20 protein-coding genes are annotated in these 25,015 nt (G+C 69.5%); 9 read left to right on the top strand and 11 right to left on the bottom strand.

Annotated elements, in window-relative coordinates:
* Window positions 1-4 precede the first annotated feature (4 nt).
* The gene (locus FJM51_RS15710) at window positions 5-1,363 is read left to right on the top strand and encodes a polysaccharide biosynthesis/export family protein (RefSeq protein ID WP_181164581.1); all 1,359 of its coding nucleotides are present in this window, start codon (window positions 5-7) and stop codon (window positions 1,361-1,363) included.
* A 262-nt stretch (window positions 1,364-1,625) separates the two neighbouring features.
* On the top strand, window positions 1,626-3,101 hold the full coding sequence (locus FJM51_RS15705) for a GH12 family glycosyl hydrolase domain-containing protein (RefSeq protein WP_140455090.1): 1,476 nt from the start codon (window positions 1,626-1,628) through the stop codon (window positions 3,099-3,101).
* 24 nt (window positions 3,102-3,125) lie between these two features.
* On the opposite strand, the gene FJM51_RS15700 is transcribed toward FJM51_RS15705, so the two are convergent.
* Together FJM51_RS15700 and FJM51_RS15695 are read right to left on the bottom strand one after the other, a co-directional pair.
* Window positions 3,126-4,394 (bottom strand): O-antigen ligase family protein, encoded by a 1,269-nt coding sequence (locus tag FJM51_RS15700; RefSeq protein ID WP_181164580.1) that lies wholly within the window; start codon window positions 4,392-4,394, stop codon window positions 3,126-3,128.
* Window positions 4,391-5,722: a GumC family protein gene (locus FJM51_RS15695; RefSeq protein ID WP_140455088.1), complete on the bottom strand. Its 1,332-nt coding sequence runs from the start codon at window positions 5,720-5,722 to the stop codon at window positions 4,391-4,393. Before FJM51_RS15695 ends, FJM51_RS15700 begins: the two co-directional genes overlap by 4 nt.
* A gap of 362 nt (window positions 5,723-6,084) precedes the next feature.
* On the opposite strand from FJM51_RS15695, the gene FJM51_RS15690 reads away from it, so the two are divergent.
* The 7 genes from FJM51_RS15690 to FJM51_RS15660 all read left to right on the top strand — a co-directional run bounded on the left by FJM51_RS15690 (window position 6,085) and on the right by FJM51_RS15660 (window position 13,734).
* Window positions 6,085-6,900 (top strand): WecB/TagA/CpsF family glycosyltransferase, encoded by an 816-nt coding sequence (locus tag FJM51_RS15690; RefSeq protein ID WP_210240304.1) that lies wholly within the window; start codon window positions 6,085-6,087, stop codon window positions 6,898-6,900.
* A gap of 7 nt (window positions 6,901-6,907) precedes the next feature.
* On the top strand, window positions 6,908-7,927 hold the full coding sequence (locus FJM51_RS15685) for a glycosyltransferase (protein WP_140455087.1): 1,020 nt from the start codon (window positions 6,908-6,910) through the stop codon (window positions 7,925-7,927).
* Window positions 7,924-9,294, top strand: coding sequence for an oligosaccharide flippase family protein (locus FJM51_RS15680; protein WP_140455086.1), 1,371 nt, complete (start codon window positions 7,924-7,926; stop codon window positions 9,292-9,294). Before FJM51_RS15685 ends, FJM51_RS15680 begins: the two co-directional genes overlap by 4 nt.
* Before the next feature lie 8 nt (window positions 9,295-9,302).
* On the top strand, window positions 9,303-10,451 hold the full coding sequence (locus FJM51_RS15675) for a glycosyltransferase (RefSeq protein WP_181164579.1): 1,149 nt from the start codon (window positions 9,303-9,305) through the stop codon (window positions 10,449-10,451).
* 106 nt (window positions 10,452-10,557) lie between these two features.
* Window positions 10,558-12,864 (top strand): type VI secretion system Vgr family protein, encoded by a 2,307-nt coding sequence (locus FJM51_RS15670; protein WP_140455084.1) that lies wholly within the window; start codon window positions 10,558-10,560, stop codon window positions 12,862-12,864.
* Between the two features lie 40 nt (window positions 12,865-12,904).
* Entirely contained in the window at window positions 12,905-13,273 is a 369-nt protein-coding gene (locus tag FJM51_RS15665) for a DUF6484 domain-containing protein (RefSeq protein ID WP_233713145.1), read from the top strand.
* 101 nt (window positions 13,274-13,374) lie between these two features.
* Window positions 13,375-13,734 carry a hypothetical protein gene (locus tag FJM51_RS15660; RefSeq protein WP_140455082.1) on the top strand — a complete coding sequence of 120 codons (360 nt, stop codon included), beginning with the start codon at window positions 13,375-13,377 and terminating at the stop codon, window positions 13,732-13,734.
* Here FJM51_RS15660 and FJM51_RS15655 read toward each other — a convergent pair.
* The 9 genes from FJM51_RS15655 to tssJ all read right to left on the bottom strand — a co-directional run bounded on the left by FJM51_RS15655 (window position 13,727) and on the right by tssJ (window position 25,015).
* Entirely contained in the window at window positions 13,727-14,653 is a 927-nt protein-coding gene (locus tag FJM51_RS15655; protein WP_140455081.1) for a hypothetical protein, read from the bottom strand. The two genes, FJM51_RS15660 and FJM51_RS15655, sit on opposite strands and share 8 nt — an antisense overlap.
* A 91-nt stretch (window positions 14,654-14,744) precedes the next feature.
* A complete protein-coding gene (locus FJM51_RS23820; RefSeq protein ID WP_181164578.1) occupies window positions 14,745-15,704 on the bottom strand; it encodes a PAAR-like domain-containing protein in 960 nt (319 codons plus the stop codon).
* Entirely contained in the window at window positions 15,701-16,720 is a 1,020-nt protein-coding gene (locus FJM51_RS15645; protein WP_140455080.1) for a beta-ketoacyl synthase N-terminal-like domain-containing protein, read from the bottom strand. Before FJM51_RS15645 ends, FJM51_RS23820 begins: the two co-directional genes overlap by 4 nt.
* Window positions 16,717-17,823: a DUF2169 family type VI secretion system accessory protein gene (locus tag FJM51_RS15640; protein ID WP_140455079.1), complete on the bottom strand. Its 1,107-nt coding sequence runs from the start codon at window positions 17,821-17,823 to the stop codon at window positions 16,717-16,719. Before FJM51_RS15640 ends, FJM51_RS15645 begins: the two co-directional genes overlap by 4 nt.
* Entirely contained in the window at window positions 17,823-18,320 is a 498-nt protein-coding gene (tagF, locus tag FJM51_RS15635) for a type VI secretion system-associated protein TagF (RefSeq protein ID WP_181164577.1), read from the bottom strand. Before tagF ends, FJM51_RS15640 begins: the two co-directional genes overlap by 1 nt.
* Window positions 18,302-21,826 carry a type VI secretion system membrane subunit TssM gene (gene tssM / locus FJM51_RS15630; protein WP_140455077.1) on the bottom strand — a complete coding sequence of 1,175 codons (3,525 nt, stop codon included), beginning with the start codon at window positions 21,824-21,826 and terminating at the stop codon, window positions 18,302-18,304. The genes tagF and tssM overlap by 19 nt, the downstream gene beginning before the upstream one ends.
* A gap of 1 nt (window position 21,827) precedes the next feature.
* Window positions 21,828-23,198, bottom strand: a complete 1,371-nt coding sequence (locus FJM51_RS24820) for a DotU/TssL family secretion system protein (RefSeq protein WP_140455076.1) — start codon at window positions 23,196-23,198, stop codon at window positions 21,828-21,830.
* Window positions 23,198-24,532, bottom strand: coding sequence for a type VI secretion system baseplate subunit TssK (gene tssK / locus FJM51_RS15620; protein WP_140455075.1), 1,335 nt, complete (start codon window positions 24,530-24,532; stop codon window positions 23,198-23,200). Before tssK ends, FJM51_RS24820 begins: the two co-directional genes overlap by 1 nt.
* Before the next feature lie 12 nt (window positions 24,533-24,544).
* Complete coding sequence (gene tssJ / locus FJM51_RS15615) at window positions 24,545-25,015, bottom strand: type VI secretion system lipoprotein TssJ (RefSeq protein WP_181164576.1); 471 nt, start codon at window positions 25,013-25,015, stop codon at window positions 24,545-24,547.

The following is a 25,015-nucleotide window of genomic DNA, read 5'->3' as shown; positions in this document are numbered from 1 at the left end:
GGCCATGCGGCGTCTGTATTCTCTGAGCCTTGTCCTTCTCATGAGCGGCTGCGGTATCATCTACCACAGCCCGGTCATCCAGGATGGCGTGGTGGACGGCGGCAAGGTGCGGGTGATCGACGTGACGCCCGAGACCGTCATCGCGGCCAACCGGCAGCAGGCCTACCAGCCCCGCGCCCTGCCCGCCGCCTTCTCGCAGACGGCCGGCTCCGGCGGCGGCGTCCCGCAGGTCACCGGACCCGACACCGCCTTCGAGCCCCAGACCCGGCCCGAGGAACTCGTCGCGCGGCTGCCGCCGCCGGTGCCGGCGGAGCCCTACCGGATCGGGGTCGGCGACGTGGTCCTGCTCGCGACCAAGACGCCCGGCACCTCGGTCGAGGAACTGACGGGCCTGCTCGCCGCCGAGAACCGCCGCCAGGGCTATACCGTGCAGGACGACGGCTCGATCGCGATCCCGGACGTCGGCCGTGTGCGCATCGCGGAGATGACGCTCGAGGAGGCGGAGGGCGTGCTGTTCCAGCGCCTGCTCGAACGGCAGATCGACCCGTCCTTCAGCCTCGAGATCGCCGAGTTCAATGCCCGCAAGGTGTCGATCGGCGGCGCCGTGGCGCAGCCGGGCGTGGCGCCGATCACGCTCATTCCGCTCACCCTCGACAACGCGCTCGCCGCCGTGGGCGGGATCACCGCCGCCGACCGCGACGCGGCGGTGATCCGGATCTACCGCGACGGGTCGCTCTACGAGGTGCCGGTGAAGGACTTCCTGGTCTCGCCGCGCTACCAGAAGCTCCGGCTCGTCGACGGCGATTCCGTCTATGTCGACGCGGAATTCGATCTCGGCAAGGCCCAGGCCTATTTCGCCGAGCAGATCGAGCTCGGCCAGTTCAAGCAGGCCTCGCGGCAGAGCGCGATGCAGATCCTGACGCAGGCGACCGAACTCCGGCGCGCCCAGCTCAGCGAGGAGCGGGACAACTTCTCCGCGCGCATCGAGCATGGGGCGGAACCGCAGGATTACGTCTATCTGAGCGGCGAGATGAAGAAGCAGGGCCGCTGGCCCCTGCCCTATGGCCAGGTCGCCTCCCTCGCCGACGCGCTTTACGAAAGCGGCGGCGGCGCGCCGAACATGACGGCCGACCCGCGCCAGATCTATGTGCTGCGCGCCTCCGCCGATCCCCGCGAGTTCAGCGGGATCACCGCCTGGCACGTGGACGGGAGTTCCGCGGTCGGGATGATGATGCTGACCCGGCTCGAACTGCGGCCCCGCGACATCGTCTTCATCTCCGAACAGCCCGTGACCCGCTGGGGCCGCGTGGTCGACCAGCTCTCCCCGAACTTCCTGGGGCTGCCGGGAGCCTATGTGGAGTAAGGCGCCCGCCGCCGATCGTCCGGCGGGGATCGCATAGAGGTTTCGGCGCGCGCCCGATGCGCCGGAGCCCTCCCGGGGCTGCCATCCCCGGAAGGATCGACACTCTCCTTGCGATAAGTCAGCTTGACCCCTAGTCGGATGGCGATAATAGTCCCCTGAAGGGGAGACCATTATCGCGTTTGAGCCGGTGGCGCGGCGAAGGGGTCAAGCAATCCTCGACAGGTACATCTGATCACCGGCGTTCTGGTGAGGAGGATTTCCTGTGATCTACAAGACAGCGCGCGGCGCGTCCCTTTCGACTTCGGGGGCGCCAACTTCCTGGATCGGCGCGGAAATCGGCGCCTATCTTTCGGGAACCAGCGGGAATGACGAGCTCTACGGCAACGATTCGGCGACATTGGCCGGCGGGCTCGGAGATGATACCTACATGGTCTGGGTTCCGAGCACGCATGTGCTGGAGGCCGCGAACGCGGGGATCGATACGCTCGATTCCTGGATCTGGGGCACGACCGTCCTGCCGGAGAATTTCGAGAACCTGTTCCTGAATGGTCCCGGCTCGACCGGGGGGACCGGCAACGCCTCCGCGAACATCATCGCCGCGGGCGAGGTCGGCGCCACGCTCGACGGGCTCGGCGGCGACGACGTGCTGATCGGCGGCGCGGCGGCGGACATCTTCCGGATCGAAGCCGGAAACGGGTCGGACGCGATCGTCGGCTTCACTCCGGGCAGCGACGTGATCGAGCTGATCGACTACGGGTTCTCGAACTTCGCCCAGGTCAAGGCCATCGCGACGAAGACCGGCAAGGATCTGACGCTCCACCTCGCTCAGGACGAGATCCTCGTGCTCCGCGATACCAAGCTCGCGCAGCTCGACGGCTACGATTTCGGCTTTCCCCCGCCGGCGCCCGCTCCCGGCGCGGGCCAGGGAAGCCTGAGCGGCCCGGGCGCCGTCTACACCGATCACGGCTGGTACGTGCTCAACAACGCCTGGAACGCCGGGGGGCTCACCTACGGGACCGACTACCGGCTCGACGCGATCTACGATCCGGACGATCTGACGACGGGCGTGACCTTCAGCTGGTCCTTCCCGCGCACGACCCAGGCCTATCCGCCGATCCTCGCCTATCCCGAGGTCATCTTCGGTCCCGCGCCGATGAGCGGCGGGCACAAGGTGACGGACACGGCCGATTTCTTCCCGCTCCAGGTCGGCGAGATCCAGGATCTGACGGCGGCCTATGACGTGCGCTACGACGGCAATACCGACTGGTTCAACGTCGCCTTCGATATCTGGCTGACCGACGTTCCGAACGGCGGCCCATCCAGCGTCACGAACGAGGTCATGGTCTGGGTACACCAGGGCGCCGTGAAGCCGTTCGGGGATCAGGTGGGGACCTATTCCGACGGGACGATCGCCGCGAAGATCCACAGCGACGATTCGAGCGACTGGACCTATACCGCCGTCGTCCTCGATTCCGATCACCCGGTCGGCACGATCTCGATCACGGGCATCCTGAGCGAGCTCGAGTCGCTCGGCATCGTCTCCCCGGACGAATACATCGGCTCCGTCGAACTCGGATCGGAGATCGTGGCCGGGGCGGGGCGGCTCACGATCAACGAGCTCACGCTGACCGCGCGGCTCGACGACCGGACGCTCGAATCCTCGGGGGCCGAGACGACCGTGACCCTGCTCGACGGCGCCGGCACCCAGACCCACGCGGCCGATACCGGCTGGTTCTGAAAGCCGTCGCGCGAGGCCCGGCCGTCACGCGGCGGCCGGGCCTCGGAGAGTGGAGGCGATGGTCCAGATCAGGCAGAACTGGATGATGTGATCGCGGTCGAGCATCGTCGACTCGGTCATGTTCTGGCCGACGCAGAAGACGAGGATCGCCATCAGCATCGGTCCGTCCTCCCCCGCCCGCCGTTCGGTCAGCAAGCGACCGAGCGGGTGCAGGAAGAGCGCGAAGAGCACGAGCGCGAGCCCGGGCAGGCCGATCTGCGTGGTCAGGTCGAGATAGCCGTTGTGCCCGCTCGTGATCGTGGTCAGCCAGGAGCCGGGCCGGGCATAGCTGAAGATCGGGCTCGCGGGGCCGATGTTCCAGAACGAGCCGTAGCCCGCGCCGAACATCCAGTGGTCCCCGGCGTAGCCGAGCAGCGAGGACCAGATCTGCGTCCGGCCGGTGAAGGAATCGCGGTCGTCGAGCACCGCGAGGATCCGGTCGAGATTTGCGGTGACGAGGAGCGCGGCCCCGAGGGCGAGGAGCGCGAGCAGGATCATGGCCCAGGGCCAGTATCGCGGGTCGTAGCGGCGGTAGAGGAGGCCGGCCGTGAGCGCGGCGAGCCCGATCCCCATCGAGGTCTTGGATCCGGTCTTGACCAGGAAGGCGAGCAGGGCGGCGAGCAGCAGCGCGCGGACCAGCCCCGCCTTCGGACGGCGGGCGAAGAAGAGCATCAGCGCGGTGACGGCGGTGACGGCGCCGGTGAGGTTCTTCTCCGGAAAGATGCCGCGCCAGTCGCCGATCAGGCTCGGATCGCCCCCGAATTCGTACTGATGGATGCCGACGCCCGGCACGGCCAGCACCACGGCGAGGTTGAGCGCGAAGGTCAGCACGAAGAGCGTGATCACGATGCCGCGCGCGCGGTCGCGGCCGAGGCATTCGACGGCGATGAAGACCGAGAAGATGATCACGCAGGTGAGGATCAGGCGCCGCGCGGCGACGCCGGGATCGATCGCCCAGGCAAGGCTCGCCCAGCACCAGAGGAGCAGCAGGTTGACCGGGGCCGAGGTGGTGAAGGCCGCCGTCGCCCTGCCCGTCCGGAGCGCGGCCGCGACGAGGACGAGGAAGGCGAGAATGTAGGTGACCTGGCGCAGCGGATTGCCGTCGCCCGCGAGCGCGCCGCCGAACTGGCTCAGGATCGGGCCGAGGATCACCAGCACGACGAGGAGCGCGAAACCCGCCGCGGCCCAGGTCTCGCCCTCGGCCAGCGGATAGCGCCTCGGCGCCGGCTCGTCCCCCGTCACACCCTGTGTCACGCCTGGCCCGGGCGGTTGAGGTCGTAGGTCTCCTTGCCGAAGGCGAAGGCGACGCCGAGCACGAGGCCGAAGGCCAGCCCGAAGCCGAGGTAGACGACCCCCTTCGGCGAGGCGGCGCGCAGCGGGATGGTCGCGGGCTGGATGACGCGGACATTCGAGAGCTTCGCGCCGAGCAGGTCGGATTCGATCTGCTCCTCCACCGTGCGTTTCGCGAAGGTCTCGGCATTGTAGGTCGCCGACTGGAGATCTCGTTTCAGCTTCTCGTATTCGCTCTGCTTCGCGGCGAGATGCGAGAGTTCCCCGTTGATGCTGTCGATCTCGCGCGCCTGTTGCCCGGTGAGGCTCCGGAGCCCGCTGATCTCGGAATCGGTGATCCGGTAGGATGCCATCACGTCCTGGAAGATCTTGATCATCAGGAGCGGCGGCGTGTCGTCCGGGGTCAGCGGGGTGCCCGGGGCCGGATCTTCGACGCTCTTCGGATCGAGCGCCTCGACGAAGCCGAGGGCGAAGGGCGAACGCGCCACCGGCTGCAGCAGGGCGAGCTGGCGGGCCATGGCGCCCTTCTCACCCTCCTTGCTCGCCAGCGTGCTCCGCGCCGCGCTGAGCGCGCCCTCGAGGTCGCTCTTGCGGTGGAGCAGCAGCGAGCGCTGTTCCTCGATCGAATAGATCTTCTCGCGTTCGGCGAATTCGCGGACGGCGGCGGCGCGCTTCTCGACATCCTCGTCGAAACGGTTCGTCTGGTCGCGGAAGAAGGTGACGACCCCCGGCCGCTCGAGCAGTTCGTTCTGCCGATCGATGAAGCTCATCGCGAGCGCGTTCGCCATCTCCGCCGCCCGCGCCGGGTTCTGGTCCTTGAAGCCGATCGTCAGCACGTTGGAATTGGGCTCGGTCGCGACGCTCATCCGCCGCCCCACCCCCAGCGCCGCCACGTCCAGCGGGGGAATGGGATCGGCTGATTCGGACGCGCCGCCGCTTCCGCCCCCGAGAAGCGCGCGCAGCTTGCCGCCGATCCCGCTCAGCGCCCCCTCCGGCCCCGCGGGAAAGGCGTCGAGCCCGATCCGCGAGATCGCCAGCCGGACGACCTCGCCGCTCTCGGCGATCCGCGCCTGCGAGTTCATGATCTCGGTCGAGATCGCCGATCCCGGCTCGTTGTCGACGGCGTTCGCCCGGCCGACGAGAATCGAGGTGGAGGCCTCGTAGGTCGGGGTCGTGGCCAGATAGGCAGCGACCGCGAGCCCCGTTGCCAGGACGATTCCGAGCAGGAACAGGATCTTGTGCCTCCAGATGGAAGTGACGGCGGCTTCGATGGTGGGTTCGATGAATCGCATCGGGAGTTCCAGCAGGTGGTCCTTCACCGGTCAGGTCCCGACCGGCATTGAGAGGACGGATAAGCGCCCATACGCTGTTTTCCAGGTCACGGGAAGCCGCGGGCTCGCCGCTCAGGTAATACCATGACGCGTAGCGCGATTACGGGACGTAAACCATGGTCAAACCAAGTCTTAAAAAATCACGCAGGTTGATAAATTCCTATTGATCGGAGTGTCAACTTAACTTATACGCCCGTCAGTCGCTAGGGTCCCCGAGAAAAAATCGATCAACTCGCTTAATCTCGCGGTAATTTGAATAGTCTGCACGAAAACTTGAAGAGTTCTCCCTGACGACTTCAAGAACTCACATCGGGGACCATGCCGTGGACTATAATATCATTGGCGGGCTGCGCACAGCCCGGGTCAGCCGCGCGGACCTCGCACGGGTCATGACCGAGGATTGCCGGGCCGCCCGCGGGGGCATGCTCACGACACCGAAGGTCGTGGCTTCCTCGAACGGATCGGTGATCGCGCGCTATCACGCGGATGCGACCTTCCGCGCGCAGATCGATCAGGTGGACATCCTGGACGCCGACGGCATGCCGCTCGTCTTCGCGAGCCGGCTCTTCTGCGCCGAGCCGCTGCGCGAGCGCGTCGCGACGACGGATTTCATCGACGACGCCTGCGAGGCCGCCGTCCGGGACGGGCTGAACTTCTACTTCCTCGGCGCCAAGCCCGGCGTCGCGGCGAAGGCCGCCGCCCGGCTGCGCAAGAAGCATCCGGGCCTGCGGATCGTCGGCGTGAAGCACGGCTACTTCTCCGAGGAGGAGCTCGACGGGATCTGCGCGGACATCCTCGCGCGAAAGACCGACGTGCTCTGGCTCGGCCTCGGGAGTCCGCGCCAGGAGGCCCTGGCGCTGCGGCTGCGCGGCAAGCTCGCCGGCGTCGCCTGGATCCGGGTCTGCGGCGGCCTCTTCGACCACATGTCGGGCTCCGTCCGCCGCGCGCCGGGCTGGATGCAGTCCTTCGGGCTCGAATGGCTCCACCGCCTCGCGATGGAACCCCGGCGGCTCGCGTGGCGATACCTCTGCACCAATCCGGTTGCACTCTTCTATCTTCTCACCCAGACAATGGACGCGGTCCCGTCGCTGGAAGGCGTGTCGGGCCTCGGCAAGGCCAGCATCGGACTCTGGAGCTGACGCGGGAATGGACGTCACGATCGGCATCAAGGCGCTCAACGAGGAGCGCCACATCGCCCGGGCGATCGAGGCGGCGCTCGCCGGTCTCGACGGGCTGAGCGGCGAGGTCATCCTCGCCGACAGCTGTTCGACCGACCGGACGACGGAGATCGCCGCCGGCTACCCGATTCGTGTCGTCCAGCTCGCCAATCCCGCCGAGCGCCGCTGCGGCGCCGGCGCGCAGCTCGCGTTCCAGCATGCGCGGGGCGACTATTTCTACATGCTCGACGGCGACATGGTGCTCGACCGCGACTTCGTCTCCGCCGCGAAGGCCTTTCTCGACGCGCATCCGGATGTCGCCGCCGTCGGCGGCCGGGTGCGCGAGATGAACCTCGACAACGCGGAATTCCGGATCCGCGCCAAGGCGCTCGAATCCGACCCGAACCGGCGGCCCGGCATCGTCGAATGGCTCGACGGCGGCGGGCTCTACCGGACCCGGGCGCTGCGCGAGGTCGGATGGTTCGCCGATCGCAACCTGCACGGCTGCGAGGAGCTCGAACTCGGCGCGCGGCTCCGCGCGCGGGGCTGGAAGGCGGCGCGCATCGATCGCGACGCCGTCGATCACTACGGCCACCAGGAGGAGAGCTACAGGCTTCTGCTCCGCCGCTTCCGCTCGGGCTACGCCGGGGCGGGGGGCGAGGCGCTGCGCGCCGCGCTCGGGCGCCCGCATCTCGGGATCGTCCTGCGCCGGCTGCCGCGCATCGGCGTGTCCCTCATCGTGACGCTCTGGTGGCTCGCCCTCGCCGCGACGCTCGTCGCCGGTTTCTGGACCGCGCTTCTCGTCCTGCTGGCGCTGCCCGTCGCCTTCCTCTCGTGGCGCCGCCGGTCGCTCCGGGTCGGGATCTTCTCGCTCGCCTCCTGGAACCTCGGCGCGCTGGCCTTCTGGCGCGGCCTCGTCCGCCGCCGCGTGCCCCCGGACCAGCCGCTCGCCTCGCGCGAACTGCCCTCGGCCGCGCCGCCCGCCGCCCTCGGGCGCGCGGCTGAATGATCGCGAACCACGTCCCCGGCCGCGCGGGGCGGCGCGCGCGCGATACCGAATTCCTCGGCCGGCTCTTCTGGTCCTTCGGCAGTTTCGGCGCCTCGATCGGCTTCCGCTTCGCCGCCAACCTCGTCATGACCCGGCTGCTGACGCCGGAGATCTTCGGCGTCATGGTGGTGCTGAACGTGGTGCGCTTCGGTTTCGAACTGCTGACGGACGTCGGGATCGAGCAGAACATCGTCCGGCATCCGAACGGGCTCGAGCCCCGGTTCTTCAACACCGCCTGGACCGTGCAGATCCTGCGCGGCGCCTGGCTGACCGCGCTCTTCCTCGCCGCGTCCCGGCCGCTCGCCACCTTCTACGGCATCGAACCGGCGCTCTTCGCGGCGATCGCCTTCGCCCCCTTCCTGAACGGGCTGCACTCGACCGCCGTCTTCGGCCTGGTCAAGAATCTCGACGTGAAGCAGCGCACGCTGTTCGAACTCAGGGCCGAGGGGCTCGGCTTCCTCGTCTCGGTCACGCTCGCGCTCATCCACCCGAGCGCCTGGGCGCTCGTCATCGGCGTGCTCATCTCGATCGCCGCGCGCTCGGTGATGAGCTACCGGCTGCCGGGGCCGGGGCATTTCCTGGTGATCGACCGCGCGTATTTCCTCGAGATCATCCGCTTCGGGCGCTGGATCATGATCACCTCGATCGTGATGTTCGCGGCGATGAGCCTCGACAAGCTGGTGCTCGGCCGGATCGCGCCGCTCGCGGTGCTCGGCGTCTACGGGCTCGCCCGCACCATCGCCGACATTCCCGCCCAGCTCGGCCAGCGCCTGACGCATCAGCTCATCTTCCCGATGCTCGCCGCCGCGCGCTCGGCCGAGGACGCGGCGGCGGCGCGGGGGATCGGCGCCGCGCGCCTGCGGCTCGCGCTCGCGATGGCGGCGGGGATCGGGGTGGGGATCGCCTGCGCCGACTGGGCGGTGGCGATCCTCTACGACCCGCGCTACGCCGCCGCCGGCTGGATGCTCTCGCTGCTCCTCGTCTCCTCCTTCGTCGGCGCGCTCTCGAGCTTCAACGCCGGGATCCTGCTCGGCTCGAACCGCCCCGAGTTCGAGAGCGCCGCGAATGTCCTGCGCCTCGCCCTGCTCGTGCCCGGCCTCTGGTTCGGCCATCTCTGGTTCGGCATGCCGGGCGTGATCGGCGCCGTGCTCGTCGGCGAAATCGGCCGCTACGTCGTGATCTGGATCGGCCAGCGCGCCATCGGCCTCTCCTTCGCGCGGCAGGACCTGCTCGCGACGCTGCTCCTCGCCGGCGTCGCCGGGGCGCTCATCCTGCTCCGCCTTTCGCTCGACCTCTCGACGCCCCTGCGGCTCATGAACCTGGGATGACCGGCCCCGTGGCAAAGCACGACCCTCAGGCCGCGCGGCCGCGCGTCATGTTCCTCCTCACGCATTCGGCGGCCGGCGGCGCGCCGGAGATCTGGAGCAACCTCGCCGAGGGGTTCGCGCGGCGCGGCTATCCGGTCCGGCTCGCGGCGCTCTACCCGCCGGAGGACGAGGCGCCCCAGCCGGCGGCGGGGGAGCATGACTGGCTCTACGTGCGCGCGCGCAAGCCGGGCAATCCGCTCGGCGGCGTCGGGCTCTTCCGCGATCTGGTCGGGTTCCTGCGCCGGCACGCGCCCGATGTGATCTTCACCGCCCTGCCCGCCGCCGACCTGCTCGTTCCGCTCGCCGCGCAGTTCCTGCCCGCGCGCACCCGGGTCGTCGTCTCGCACCATTCCCCGGTCGACACCTACGCGGCCCCGCTGCGCGCCGCCGAGGCGCTGACCGGACGCCTGCCGCGGGTCTCCGCGATCGTCTCGGTCTCGGAGGCGGTGGGGCGGTCGCTCGACGGCCGCTCTCCCGCCTATCGCGCCCGGACCCGCGTCATCCACAATTCGCTGCCCCCCGCGATCGAGCATCATCTCGAAACCCTCGCCGCGCGGCGGCGGGACCGGCCGGAGCGCCGGGAACTCGTCGCCGTCGGCCGGCTCGCGGCGCAGAAGAACTGCGACATCCTGCTTCTCGCCCTCGCCCGCGTCAGGGACGCGTCGCTGACCTTCGTAGGCACCGGGCCGGACGAGCCGAAGCTCCGGGCGATGGTGACGGAGCTGGGTCTCGACGGGCGCGTCCGCTTCCTCGGCCAGCGGACGCGGACGGAGGCGCTCGACCTGCTCGCCGACAGCGACGTATTTCTCCAGCCGAGCCTCTTCGAGGGGCACAGCCTCGCGCTGATCGAGGCGTCGAAGATCGGGATCCCCCTCGTCGTCTCTGACGTCCCGAGCCAGGTGGAGGGCGTGACCGGCCCCGACGGGAACCGGTGCGGGATCGTGGTCGGCGCGCGGGACGAGGTCGCGCTCGCCGCCGAGATCCAGCGCCTGCTCGACGATCCCGCCTACCGCCGGGACTGGACCGAGCGCGCGCGGCGGCTCGGCGAGAGCGTGCGCTTCGAGAAGACCGTGGCGGCCTACGAGGCGCTGGTCCCGGCCGAAGGCCGAGGCCGGTAACGCCCGCCCCCGCCGGAGTTCTGCCCCCGCCCCCGCCGATGTGCTATGCTTGGCGCGCCCGCCCGCTTCGGCCGGGTCCTTCCCGCCGCGATTGGAAGGGGTATTCGTGCCTGAGGATCGCGCCGTCACCGTCGAGTCCCCGACGGGTTCGCAACTGACCTTCACCCGTCTCGTCGGCTTCGACGGGATCGGCCTCGGCTTCGGCTTCACGGCCGGCTTCTCCAGCGCCGATCCCGATGTCGACGTGGCGGGGATGCTCGGCCGGCCAATGGCGATCGAGGCGGGGGTCGGAGACTCGGCGCGCTGGTTCCACGGGCTCGTCACCGCCTTCCGGCTCACCGGCTTCGACCGCCATCTCGCCTTCTACGAGGCGGAGCTGCGCCCCTGGCTCTGGAAGCTCGGCCTGACGCATGACTGCCGTGTGTTCCAGAACCTCACCGCCGTCGAGATCATCGAGCAGATCTTCGGCAAGTACCCGGAGGCGAAGTTCGAGAAGCGGCTCCAGAAGGTCTATCCGCCGCGCGAATACTGCGTGCAGTTCGACGAGAGCGACCTCGCCTTCGTCCGGCGGCTGATGGAGCACGAGGGGATCTTCGACTTCTTCGAATACGCAGAGGACGGCCATACGCTGATCCTGACCGACACGGTTGCGAAACTCGCCCCCCCGCCGGGCTGCGAGAGCGTACCCTTCCGCGCCGCCGACGCCTATCGCGGCGACGAGGCGCTGCTGAGCTGGGAGTTGACGGGCGCGCTTCTGCCGAAGGCCTATGCCCATACCGACTACGATTTCGAGAAGCCGGGACTGTCGCTCCTCGCGCGCTCCGAGGCCGAGCCCGTGGCCGGCGCGGTGACGGGCGAGCATTACCGCCAGCCCGGCGCGCATCTCGAGCTCGACCGGGGCGACGCGGTCGCGGCGATCCGGCTCGAGGAGCTGCAGGCGCCGAGGCTCAGGATCCGCGCGCGCGGCACGGTCCGCGCGCTCGCCTCGGGACATGTGTTCACGCTGACGGATTTCCCGCGCGAGGATCAGAATGAGAAACACCTGGTGCTCCGGGCCGAGTACCGCGTGGTCAGCCCCGGCTTCGACCCGGCCGCGACCGAGGGGGAGACGGGCGAGCCCTACCGCTGCGAACTGACCCTCGCCCCGGCGGCGGTCCCCTTCCGCCCGCCCCGCGCGACGCCGCGCCCGGTGATGCGCGGGCCGCAGACCGCGACCGTGGTCGGCCCCTCCGGCGAGGAGATCTTCACCGACCAGTATGCGCGGGTGAAGGTGCAGTTCCACTGGGACCGCCTTGGGCATCGCGACGAGAACAGCTCCTGCTTCGTGCGCGTCTCCTCGGCCTGGGCCGGTGGCGGCTGGGGCTTCATCCAGATCCCGCGCATCGGCCAGGAGGTGATCGTCGATTTCCTCGACGGCGACCCGGACCGGCCGATCATCACCGGCCGGGTCTACAACGCCGCCGAGATGCCGCCCTACGGCCTGCCCGGCAGCGCCACGCAATCGGGCTGGAAGTCGAATTCCTCGCCCGGCGGCGGCGGCTACAACGAATTCATGTTCGAGGACAAGGCGGGCTCGGAACTGGTGAACTTTCAGGCGCAGAAGGACCACGCGCTTCTCGTGAAGAACGACCGTTCGAAGCTGGTCCAGCACGACCAGTCCGACCGGATCGACAACAACGCGACCCATTCGGTGGGGGTGAACCTCGACGAGGACGTGGGGAACAACAAGACCGTGAAGGTGGGCGTCGACCAGACGACGCAAATCGGCTCGAACGACAGCGAGACGGTGGGGGCGAACCGGTCGCTCAGCGTCGGCGCCGACGAGACGATCTCGGTGGGGGCGAATTCGACCGAGACGATCGGCGCGAACCACACCCAGACCGTGGCGCTGGTGCAGACCGTGACCGTCGGCGCGGCGCGCGTCGACACGGTGGGCGCCGCCGAGGCCCGGACCGTGGGCGCCGCGCAGGTCAACACGATCGGCGCGACGCGCAGCGTCAGCGTCGGCGTGAGCCAGAGTCATGACATCGGCGCGTCGGACAGCTGGCAGATCGGGGCCGATCAGGGTGTCAAGATCGGCGGAGGGCAGAACTCCGAGATCAGCAAGACGAGGTCGGTCAAGATCGGTGAGGACGACTCGAGTGAGGTGACTGGCCAGCACGCATTGAAGATCGGCAAGGACAGCCTGATCCAGGTTGGTAAGAACGGCAGCTTCATCGTGGGCGAGAACCTCACCATCGAGGCCAAGAAGAATGTCACCATCAAGTGTGGATCGGCCGAGATCATGATGAAGGACGATGGCACCATCACGGTAAAGGGCAAGAACATCAGCGTTGACGACAAGGGCGACACCTCGATGAAGGCGTCAGGAAAGATCTCGATGAAGGGCCCGAGCGGCATCAACCAGAACTGAGGGACCGATGGACGGGAGCTTGCAGAGGATTGAGGGAGTGATGATCGGGCGGCTCGTGACGCTCGACGACGGGCGCCCGCTGGTCGCCTTCGGGGGGCCGCCGGTGTCTGCTCGGAGTTTGACGCCGCTCGACCTATCGCTGGTCGGGGCAGAGGTGGCCTTGATGTTCGAGGAGGGCGACCCGTCGCGGCCGCTGATCCTCGGCCCGCTGCTGGAGCCGGCGGGGCCGGTGGTGCTGCGCGACGGCGAGCGGGTGCGGGTGACGGCATCGGAGCGGATTGAGTTGCGCGTGGGCAAGGCTTCGCTAATTATGGAGAAGGATGGCCATATCACCATCCGCGGTACCTATCTCGTCAGCCAAGCCAGCGCCGCCAACCGAGTGCGGGGGGGATCGGTGCACCTGAACTGAGGGCATTCAAGCGTGAAGTATTAGGTAAGGCATTGATACATGGGTATTTATCGTGTTAGCGGTTGGATAGAAGTCTGGCGAACCTCCGGCGGAGACCGAATATGAGGCCGGCGCCGGTCCTCCCGGACATCGTCCGCCAGCACGCCGAGATGGCGGCTTTTCTTTGGATATCCTACGACCACCACTTACAGCATCCGGACGAGAATCCCGAGATGGACGAGGAGCGCGTCGCGCGCTTGATCGAGCGGCTTGAGGCGCATCTCGACGGTCTCCGCATCGCAGGCACCGATGGGTTGGAGATCGCCAAGGATCGCTACGCCGAGTGCTGTGAGGTTGGAGAGCTGTTTGTTCTTCGGATGCTACTTTACGATCAGTCGATTCCGGTTCGCGCCCTCAACTCGGAAAGGGTTCGCGCCTACTTGCTGGCGCAAGCGGGACTTCCTATCGACGAGCTCAGCTGAGCGTTGCCATCTCGGGAGGAATGGTCAACTCCGTCCAATTCCCATCGGCGAAACGTAGCACGCTGAGCGAGCGTATCAGGTACAACTCCTCTCCAGGTCCAGACAAGACTTCGGTATACCCAGCCGTACGCGGTGGCGAGGGCAGAAAAGGCGTGGTATCCTGCTCGCTCAACACGAAGAGGGATGTCTCGTCGGCCAAGAGCACTTGCCCTTGATAGACTCCCAGCGCCGCATAGCCAGCGTCAGAGCCACTGACGGCGACCTCAGTCACGTTCGTCAGCGTGCGTGTGGACCAGACGAACCCCTCCCGGAACCGCAAGTAGATCGTGCGTCCGTCCGCCGTGACGACGTCGTCGATGGCGCTATCGGTGGGCAGATCAATCATTTCCCATGCGTCGCCAGTAAAACTCCAGAGACACCCATAGTCCGGTCGGGTGTCCGCGAGCATGAGATCAACCATTCGGTCCACATCATCGGTCTCGTTCGCCGCATCGATATCTGCACTATCGGCTAGCGCAGTCACGATTTCTCCGCCGAGTACGAACCGATTGGGCGTGCGCTGCTGCGTTGCTGTGATAAACCGCACAGAATCGCCGTCGAGGAGCGGGACGGGAAAAGTCGTTGCCAGAGGCGACCAACCTCCCCTTTCATCAGAGGAATAGACTTGGCCACCATAGCCGAGAGCTAGGACCTGCGTGTCGAGATCGACGAGCGCTTGCATCCGCGCTTCTCCCAAGCCGGCGCCGGGTATCTGCTGGCGAGTGCCTTCCTCGAACAGGAGAATCTCTCCTTCCGCGGTCATCCCGATGAAGTCGGTCCGCGAGCGAAGAGCTGGTGGGGCTTGGCAAACATCGACGAGCTCGTCAAAAAAGTGCCAGCTCTGCCACTCAGGGCCTCCTCGTCGGTCGTACTTCAGCACAAGCGAAAAACTCTCCCTCCGCGGATCTCCGAGGATAAGGCATAGCTTACCGAGGTGGTTGGATCTTCCAGTTATTATTTCCACGACATTCTCACTGTGATTGAAGAAGATTCTGTCCCGCCGATCCTTGGCTTAGTTGTCCCTTCTTGGATCTTCCAAACTTATCTGCAATTCCCGCCGTTTGTTTCACGACTTCTTGTGCCGCCTTCTTGAAGCAGTTCGCCGAAATGGTTTTCGGAACCAGTTTTGCCAGTGCTGCGATACAAACCTTTCGGATTTTCTTGATCTGTTCGACATTTGCCGGATTGGCAGCCGTGTTGTTGAGCTGGCCCAGCGCCTCAAGCGCCTTGTCGAGGTTGGCATGGGCCGCGTCGGGATGTTTCTTCTTGCTGCCTCGGTGCTTGGAACGGGGCAGGCAAATGTTCATGCCATCGTTGTAGCTTGGGCAGCCATTGATCCTTTGCTCGGGTTGACCACTCGATTCCGTCCGGTAGACGCGGTCAGGAATGATATGATGCGCCTCGTGAGCGTTCCCATCGGCGTCTTTTCGTTCGTTGCATTTTGTGTGGATGTCCTTCCATGAGCCCACAAGGCAATCTGCGTCGGTCGCGTTGCCACCCCCGGGCTGACCGGCGAGTACATTCGGCGCGGGGTTGGGAGGGTTGCAGGCATGATTGGTAGTCGCGATATCGCTAAATCGCGCCACTCCCTTGCCTTCAACCTTTACGTCCATAGACCATTTTTGAGCATAAATGGGGCCGGTCTTATTAGAGGTAACAAGCCCCTTTTTCGGCGCGGCACCGGCCTCGTCCCCAGTGCATTTACTGTACTTGCTACTGTTCTCCTGACTGATCTCCTCGCCGCCGATCTTTACTTTCCCGCTGCCCTTGGTCAGGTCGGAGTCTTGGCCGAAGTCTGGATAGGGCACCGGGACGCCCGTGGGGGTGGGGGGCGTTTGCGGCGGGGTGAAACAAGCATCGGGGAAGGCGGCGATGACCTTGCAACCTTGGGCTTTGGCGGAGATCTCTAGGCCGTTGGCGAATACGGTCATGAGGCCATAGCCACCAGGGCGCCGCACGCCCCGCTATCAGCGGAAGCCTCGATCAGGACCGGCCGGCGAGCGACGTAGTCCTTTCGGACGGCGGTGAGAGCCCATCCAAGCATCAGCGGGGTGACCGCGGCGCCGATATTACCGAGACTCGCCGCGATCGCCCAGATCGGCTGGACGTCTGAGGGCTCGCGCTGCGTCCTTTGCATCGCGAGGGCGGTCTGCTTGAACCAGAAGCTCTCGCCGGGAAGGTCGCCGATCTTGATCGTGATGTCGGAGTGGCGGCAACCGGCCTCGGCGAAGGCCGCCTTGTAGGCGTTCGTCATGCCGTCGGCGCGGAGGGGGAGGTCAGCGTTGTTGTAGATGTAGGCGGGCTCGCGGGCGAGGCCGAGACCGATGAGGCGGAGGGCGCCGCGGGAGCCGGGGCGGGCGCAGAGGATTGCGGCGGCGGCTTCGCCGGGGATGAATCCGTTGGGGTTGTCGGGGGTCAGCAGGCGGCGCTCGGCGAGGTAGTGGGCGATTGTCAGCGTCGTCAGGTAGCTGTCCACCCCGCAGATCATCACGTAGTCGCATGTCCGGTCCGCCAGCATCCGCCGGGCCTGGTCGAGGGCGGCCATGCCCGAGGGGCGGCCGTGGGCGACGATGCGGGTGCGGTGGGGGGAGGTCAGGCCGGTAATCCCGGCGATCCGCGCCGCCAGACGCTGGGCATCGGGGGCGGGGCGGCCGGGGCGGTCCTCTCCGGCGAGGCAGAGGATCAGGGCCGCCCGGCCGCGGGCCTCCGGGAAATCGTCGATCGCCTCGAGGATGGCGGCGGCGGCCATGTGGGCTAGGCGCTTCTCGCCGATGAAGTTGCGCGGCAGCGGCACCGGGGCGCCGACGAGCCAGTCGCCGCCGGGGCCGAGGAAGCGGGTCTCCTGGAAGCCGTCGAGCCGCGCGCGCATCGCGGCGCAGGCCGAGGGGGCGTCGAGGCCGACCGCGGTCACCATGCCGGTCGAGACGATGTCGAGTTCCAGCGTCATGCCTCTTCGTCCTCCTCGTCGGGCAGCATGTCGTTGACGGCGCGGATATAGGTCCGGCCCTCGCGGCGGGCGCGCAGCATCGCGTTGGTGGGCGGGCCGACCCAGGCCTCGGAGAAGTCGAGGATCGTGCGCCGGATCCGCGCCGAGATCCGCCAGACCAGCGAGAAGCGGCGGTTCTCCGGGTCGAAGAGCACCGTGTCGGGGAAGAGCTCCGTCTCCGCCGCTATGTCGTGGCCCCGGAAGAGCGTGACCGGGAGCGCGGTCGGCGGCAGGCGGAAGGCCTCGCGGCCGCCGGGCGTGAGGTGCACCAGCATCACCTCCTCGCCGCCGCGCGGCGGCTCGGTCCACTGGTCGGCGGGCGCCATCTGGTAGTAGCGGTCGTCGAAATCGGGCGGCAGGAAGGGAAAGATGTTGTCGATCCAGTTCTGGTCGTAGGTGCCGCCCCATTCGATCCGCCCCGGCCAGCCCCGGCCCATCGGTCCGAAGGATACCGGCGTGTAGTCGCCGAAGGGCGTGGCGATCTCCTCGCCGATCGCCTGGGTCGAGGGCAGCGCGAGGCCGGGGATCAGGCGCTGGTGCCTGGTCTGCGACCAGCCGGTACCGACGGGATTTCTGGGGAAGGCGCCGGGAAGCGGGTCCTCGGGATCGAGCCGGTCGGTGCCGCCCCAGGCCACGTCGAAGGAGATCGGGCGGCGGAGGAAGGGCTCGGGCGCGGTCGCGGCGAAGAGCGGGCCCCGCGCGCGCCACTCACGATGGCCGAACACGTCGAAGGCCTTGGTCCAGCCGCCGAGCTTCAGCCCGACGCGGACCCGGGTCGCCGGGCGGCGGTCGGGGGCGTAGGCGGCGCCGTTCAGCACGATGTCGCAGCGGGGCTTGCGAAAGGCGAAATCGGTCTCCCAGAGCGGAGCGGAGAAGCCCGGCGCGCCGGTGTATTCGTCGGCCATCGTCAGCGGGACCTGGATCGCTGACTTGCGGACCGGGCCGCCCGGTTCCTCCGGAAAGTCGAAGCTGCCCTTGATGACGAGCAGGATGAATTCATGGCCGGCCGGGTCCATGGCCATGGTGAACTGGTTCACGAAGCCGGTCTGGTCGTAGACGCGCATCACGCCACCCCCGTGGTCGCGAGGAAGCGGTCGAACGCCGCCCCCGGAGCTTCCGGATCAATCGCGCGGGGTGTCTCGCCGAGGCGCCAGAGCAGCAGGCTTTGCACGCCCGCACCCTGCTTCGGGGGCGGAGGAAACGCGGCGAGGCGCGCGGCGAGGGTGTCGGCGTCGATCCCGCCTCGCGCGGCCGCTTCCCCGGCCTCGGCGAGCGCGGCGTACCAGATCGCCGGTGCAAGGCCGCCGGGCGCGGCGAGGGTGAGCGGAAAGGCGCGTCCCGCGCCGTCGCGGCTCGGCAGGACGACGCCGGTCGTGGATTCGGTGGGCAGCGCGGGATGCAGGAAGCAGAAGGCCGCGGCGGGCCCGCGGGGCGCGACATGGCGGGAGATCCAGCGGTCGAGCGCCGCGACGCGCGCCCCGGACAGGCCGCGCGACACGAAATCGCCCGTGGCGGGCAGCTTGCCGAAGAAACCGGGGGCGTTCAGAACCGGGCCGGACATGTGAAGCTCGAGAACATCTTGAGGTCGAAGGGATTGTCGACGCTGGCCGCGCGCAACTCGAAATCGGCCCATTGTCCCTGGGTGGCGAGGCGCAGCCTGAAGACCTCCGGCAAGGTCCCGGGCGTCAGCGCGCCGCGCAGCATCCGGAGCCAGGCCCAGGGGCCGCGTTCGGTCTGCATCACGTCGGGCGGGCCGTCGACCGGCTGGAAGGCGAGCGTGATGACGCCCGTGCCGTCGGTGCCCGGCCAGGTCATCTGCTGCGGCCGGGCGGCGCTGTTGAAATAGGAGAGGCGCTGGCCGTCGAGGTCGAGCGTCACCCGCGCGGCGCTGGGGGCAAGGTCCTTCGGCTCCAGCGTGAAGGCCATGGTCGGGCCGGCGCCGGCGGGAAAGAGCGCGTCGCGGATCCGGCGCGCCTGTTCGAGCGCGGCGAGCGCGCCCGCGTCGAGGCCGAGGTCGCCGCGCCATTTCCACGGGCGCGCGGTCATGTCGACGAAGGGCTTGATCTGGGTGTCGATGAAGCTGTCGATCAGCTGGCCGGGGCCGAAGACCCGGGCGAAATCCCCGACGCTGATATCGGAGGGGTTCGAGGGGTCGAGCGGATAGCGGCTCGCGACGGTGCGGCACCAGTCGAGCACGTCGGCCGCCCAGGCGGCGTTGATCTGGCTCACCACCGCCTCGCGGGTGAGGCTCGTGGTGTCGCCGGCGATGCCGTTGAGCCACGCGTCGACCGGATCGGGCAACAGCGCCGCCTCGTTCGTGACCGCGCCGGTCAGCTGCGCGAGCCCGCCCTGCTCCTTGATCGCCTGATCCGGATCGGGGCTCGCCGCGACGGTCTGGAGCGTGTTCGAAAGCGCGGTCAGCGCCGCGGCGGCGGTGTCGAGCGAGGGCGGCGCGCCGTCCACCTCGGCGATGGTGCCCTTGAGCGGCCTGAAACGGTCGGAGACCGCCTGGCCGCTGGTGTCGCGCGGCGTCCCGGAGGGCGCGGGGGCGTATTTCGCGGCGGTCTTCGCCGCCTTGCCGAGCTTGCCGAGTTTGCCGAGATATTTCGAGACGCCGGTCGGCGCCGCCGGCTCGGCGGCCGGGTCGGGCGGGCGCGCGAGGTCGGTCTCGGCCACGACGGCGGTCAGGAGCCGGCGCAGCGCCGAATCCGCGCTGGCGAGATCCTTGAGGTTCTCGCTCGCGGTGGAGAGGTCGGTGAGCGGCGCCAGCGTCAGGTCGTGGAGCAGCCCGTCCCACTGGGCGATGTAGTCGTCGTAGTAAAGCTTCAGCATGTCCTGGGCGAGGGTCTCCGGCGAGGCCTCGGCGCTCTCGACGCAGCCGCCGGTGAAGACGGCGGCGTCATGCGCCGCCTGGGCGGCCACGTCGTCGAGCCGGGGCAGCACCACCGTGTGGTAGCCCTCGTAGGTATAGATGCCGCGCACGCCGAGCCGGAGGCTCTTGCCGGAATGCCGGGCAAAGACCCGCGCCCCGTTCGGCCCGGCATAGGCGGCGGGAACCCAGTCCCGGAGCGCGGTCGCCGCCGGGTCGCTCAGGAGCGCGGCATAGGCCCGTTTCGCGAGCGGGATCGAGCAGATGCTGCGGAGCGCCGCCGTCACCAGCGCGTCGTCGGGGGCGATGAAATCGCGGTCCTCCGGCATCCGCGCGATTGCCTCGAGCTCAGCCACGCGCGCCGCGTCGTCGGGGAAGGGCGGCACCGCGGCGATCGGCGGCAGGCTCTGGGTCCACCAGGTCGAGACGAAATCCGGATCGATCGCGGTGCCGCCGGTCATCATCCGGTAGGTCTTGAGCGCGTCGAGCGTGACGTTCGGGTCGCGGATCTGGCGCCACATCGTCGATTCGAGCAGCGCGACCATGCGCGGCTCCAGCATGTCGCGCAGCGTGTCGGCATAGGCGGTCTCCTGCGCCGCCTCGACCTCGGGGGCGGCCGAGGGGCCGACGAGCCGGGCGAAGGTGCCGGGCAGCGGCGCGCGGGCGGCGTCGACCTCGGCCACCGCGTCGAGCCCGACGCTGAGATCGGCGGCGGAGAGGTCGCGCGGCACCTGCTGCGCGGCGGCGGCCGCGAGCGGGGCGCGCAGCCGCTCGAAGGCGTCGGCCTGCGCCACCACCGCGCCCCGGTTCGAGAGATAGGAGAAGGTCAGCCCCAGCGCGCCGAGCAGCAGCGCCGCCGCCGCCGCGACCGCCCCGCCGCGCCAGGCCCAGGTGCGCCGCGCCTCGGCCTTCGGATCGAGCGTGGCGAGCCCCGCCTCGGCGAAGATCACGTCGCTCATGAGCCGGCGCAGGAAGAAGCTGCGCCGTTCGACGCGGAAACTTCCGTGCGCGGGCGCGGCGGCGGGCAGGCCGAAGGAGGAGGAGAGCGTGGCGACCAGCCGGTCGATCGGCGTGCCCTCCTGCGTGGCGGAGGTGAGATAGAAGCCGCGCAGCCAGGCGCTCTCCTCGTAGCGGCTCTCGCCGAAGGTGGTCTCGACCAGCACGCGGAGCGCGGGTTCGAGCGCCGCGATCTGCGCGGGAAAGCGGAAGACCTCGGCGCGGCCGCGCAGGTCCTCGGTCCCCTCCATGCGCGGGCCGACCCGCTCCTCGAGTCTTCGGATGAGCAGGGCGAGTTCGCGCGAGAGCGCGCCCGCGTCGGCGCGCTCGCCCGGGGCGAAGGTCGCGCCCCAGACCTGTTCGCGCTCGGCGGTGCCGAGATCGGCGAAGCTCGGCTCGAACCCCGCGATCAGATCGGCCTTGGTGAGGACGAGATAGACCGGCAGCCGCGTCTCCAGCCGGTCGCGGATCTCGGCCAGGCGCTTGCGGATCTCGCGGCCATGGGCGCGGATCGAGGCCTCGCCCCCGGCGAGGAGGTCGGTCGGGATCGCGACCAGCACCCCGTTCAGCGCGCGCCGGCCGCGATGCTTGCGCAGGAGGTCGAGGAAGCCGAGCCATTCCGCCGCGTCGACTTTCGGCTGGCTCTCCTGCAGCGCGTAGCGGCCGGCGGTGTCGATCAGCACCGCCTGTTCGGTGAAGAACCAGTCGCAGTTGCGCGTGCCCCCCACCCCGCCCAGGTCGTCGCCGGGATCGAAGGGGAATTCGAGGCCCGACTGGCGCAGCGCCGTGGTCTTGCCGCCGGCGGGCGGGCCGATGATCACGTACCACGGCATCTCGCGCAGCAGCCCGCGGCCCCCGGCCTTGCGCCGCCTGAGCTCGTCCAGCACCTGCTGGAAACGCGCGCCGACCGCGGCGACGGCCTCGTCCTCCGGGGCGAGCGGCTCGGGCGCGGCCAGTTCGGCGACGAAGAGCCGGTTGGCGCGGATCGCGCGGCGCTGCGCGAGGATCATCCAGACGAGCCAGAGGATGAAGAGCACCGCGATGGCACCGAGCCGCGCCGCGGGATCCGCGAGCGGCGCGACCGACCCGAAGGAGACCAGCGCGCCGAAGAACCAGATCAGCCCGCCGATCAGGGCGAGGCCGATGAAGGTCCAGAGCCAGCGCGAGGTGAGGATCGCCTTCAGGACGCGGAAGATCACCATCTCATGGCTCCTTCCGCACCTGGATCTCGACGCGGCGGTTGAGCGCCCTGCCCTCGCGCGTCGCGTTCGAGGCGACCGGCTCGGCGGCGGCGCGGCCCTCGGCCGTCACCAGCCCGGCGGGCGCGCCGTTGGCGACCAGGATCGCGGCGACCGTCTCGGCGCGCGCCTCACTCAGGCGCTGGTTGTCGCCGAGCGGGTTCGCGGCCCCCAGCGCGACGCTGTCGGTATGGCCGACCACGGTGACGGCGCCGATCAGCGCCTCGTTGTCGGCGATCACCCGGCCGATCGAGCCGAGCAGCGGCTCGAACCCGCGGGTCAGCGTCGCGCGCGCGGACTGGAACAGCTCGGGGTTCGACCATTGCACCACGAGCGTCAGCATCGAGGGCGTCTCGGCGCCCTTGCTCAGCGCCGGGCGCAGCCCCTCGGGCGCGGCGGCGACGAAGCTCTCCCAGAGGTCGAAGACGACCGGCGCGCCACCCGCGGTCGTCGCCGCCGCCGGCCGGGGCCTTGTGTCGTCGGTCGGGCGGTAGATCCCGACGCGCGCGGCCGGCGGCAGCGCGCGGGCGAGATCGCCGAGCGCGCCGGCCTGGCCCGCGAGCCGGAGCGAGAGCATGATATAGAGCAGCGCGCAGGCCGCGAGCGCCCCGGCGAAGAGCACCCAGACCGGCACCGCGCGGCGGCGCGGACGGTCGGCGGCGACGACGCCCTGCCAGTTTGGCGACAAGGGCGCGGCGGCGGCCTCGGGATCGCGCAGCGCGCGGGCGCTGGCGGCGCGGACAGCGGCGAGCGAGGTGGCGCCGGCCCGGCCCGGCACGCGATACTTGCCCCGGAAGCCGAGTTCGAGCGCGAGCACATAGAGCCGGAGCATGTCCGGGTCCCGCCCCGGATGGCGTTCGAGCGCCTCCAGCCGTTCGAAGAAGCGCGTGCCGGCGTCGACGTCGCCGTAGAGCGTCGAGACCAGCGGCTGCCGCGGCCAGTCGCCGCTCCCACCCCAGGGGGTGTTGAGCGCGAGATCGTCGATGAGCGCGGCCACCGCCCAGGCCGCCGCGTCGGCCCGGGCGAGCGAGACGCCGCGCGCCACCGCCCCGTCGCGCGCCTCTGTCACGCCGGAGAGGAGCCGCGTGCGCAGCGTCTCGGGATCCTCGGGCGGCAACGCGGCCTCGAGCTCCGGCGCGAAGGCGAGCAGCGCGGCGAAGGCGCCGACGAGCGGGTTCGGATGCTCCCGCGGCGGCACCGCCACCGGCTCGGCCTCGCGGGACCGGCCGCGCGGGGCGCGGTGGAACGGCTCGGCGCGCGGCGGCGGGCGGATCCGGGTCCGGCCCTGGTCCCCGCCGCCCTCGCGCAGCCCGAACGGATCCTCGAACTCGGCCATCACCGGTGCACCGCGTAGCAGTCGAGCTTCGGCTCGGAGGGGAGCGCGCCGGAGACGCCGATGACGAAGCCCGGCGCGTCGCGCAGGCTGCCCCAGTGCTCACTCTTCTGGTCGAGCTCGAGGCAGAGCCGGTCGCCGTCGTAGGGGATCTCGCGCGGCTGGGAATGCAGCGGGCGGAGCGGGATGCCGGGCAGGCGGGATTTCCAGAGCGCGTCGAATTCGCCGGCGGAGCCCACCGTCGCCTGGTTGACGAAGATCCGGCGCAGCGCGTCGTCCGAAAGCTCGGAGCCGACGCGCACCACGATCCGGCTGTCGGTCAGGAGGTCGGGGCTGTCGAGGCGCACCTTCCAGATGTTGGTCGCGTGTTTCATCACCGGCAGCGCGCGCGACTTCTGCTCGACGTAGCGCAGGCTCAGGATCAGCGCGCGGAGCGTGTCGGTCAGCGCGGCGAAGGCGGGACCGGGCGCCACGTGCTCGTAGGTCGGCAGTTCGCTCAGCCGGCGCGAACCCGAGCCATAGGTCGCCATGCGCCCGGCGAGGCTCGCGAGTTCGCGGTAGAGCTCGGCCGGGTGGAACACCTGCTGCGCGAGCATGTGGACGAGGCCGGGCCGGGCGCCATTGGCAAGCTCGAGCACGAGCAGGTTCTCGACGCCCCGGCCGACGCCGCCGAGCACGACGCGGCCATGCGCCTCGGCGATCCGGTCGAGCCCGGTTATCACCTCGCGCAGCAACTGGTCGTAGAACGGCACCGCGCCGGTCGCGAGCGCGGGCGGCAGGAAGCTCTCGACCAACGCCACGCCGCCGTCGGCGCGGAGCCCCGTCACCTCGGCGACCGGCAGCGTCGCGTATCCGCCCGCGGAGGCGCCGGGCGGCAGGAGCACCGCGGCGGGGCGGGCGATCTCGATCTCCTCGGGCGCGGCCCCGCCCTGGACCGCGTCGCGCACCCGCTCGACCCGGCCGCGGTAGCGCGCGCCGCCCGGCTCGGCATGGGCGGGATCGAAGCTCGCGCCGCCCGGCGGCTCCAGCGCCAGCGCGAGCAGGACCGGCCCGGCGGGCATGTCGCGGGCGATCGTCACCGGCTCGGGCGCGTCCATCGTCTCGGGGATCGCGAAGGGCGTGCCGTCGGGCAGCAGGCCGCGCGCCTCCGCGACCGCGACCCGGCCGGTCTCCAGAAGCGCGGCGTCGAGCGTGAGCGCGCGGAAACCCCAGGGATGGAGCGCGCCGGCCTGAAGCGCGGCCCGGACCAGCGCCTCGGTATGCCGGTCCTGCTGCTGGAAATGCTGCGGGCGGAGGAAGAGCCCCTCCGACCAGAGCACCCTGTCGCAATCGCCCATCCGCGCCTCCGCTCAGGACATTTCGAGCACGATGCCGCCCGGTCCGAGCGTCACCTTCGCGGTCGTGACCTGGTGCGGCGTGACCGGCGCCACGAGCCGCCAGACCCGGCCCGCCGGATCGCGCGGGAAGGCGAGCAGGCCGAGCGCGGTCGCCTCCGGCTCGAAGGTCAGCGATTTCGCGCCCGAGCCCCCCGGCGGGATCACCAGCTGGTCCATGCCGATGAGCCCGGCCCCGGCCGCCGCCGCCGGATCGGCCTGCGCCGCGTAGAGATCGGCGGCCTCGAAGGCGGTGGTCTCCTTCAGGCGCAGCAGAAACAGCGTCAGCGGCCGGTCGGTCCCGTCGGGGCCCGGGTTCATGCCCGGGGTTCCGGTCACCATCACGTTGACGATCGTCGGCCCCGGCGGGGGTGGCGGCTCGTCGCCGCCGCAGCCGGCGAGAAGGCCGGAGGCGGCGGCGGTCACGAGGAAATCGCGGCGGCGCAT

The sequence above is a fragment of the Amaricoccus solimangrovi genome, from assembly GCF_006385685.1.
In the GTDB taxonomy this organism is placed as follows: Bacteria; Pseudomonadota; Alphaproteobacteria; order Rhodobacterales; family Rhodobacteraceae; genus Amaricoccus; species Amaricoccus solimangrovi.
Note: the sequence above shows the minus strand (reverse complement) of the source record. Positions and strands in the feature narration are given on the sequence as shown.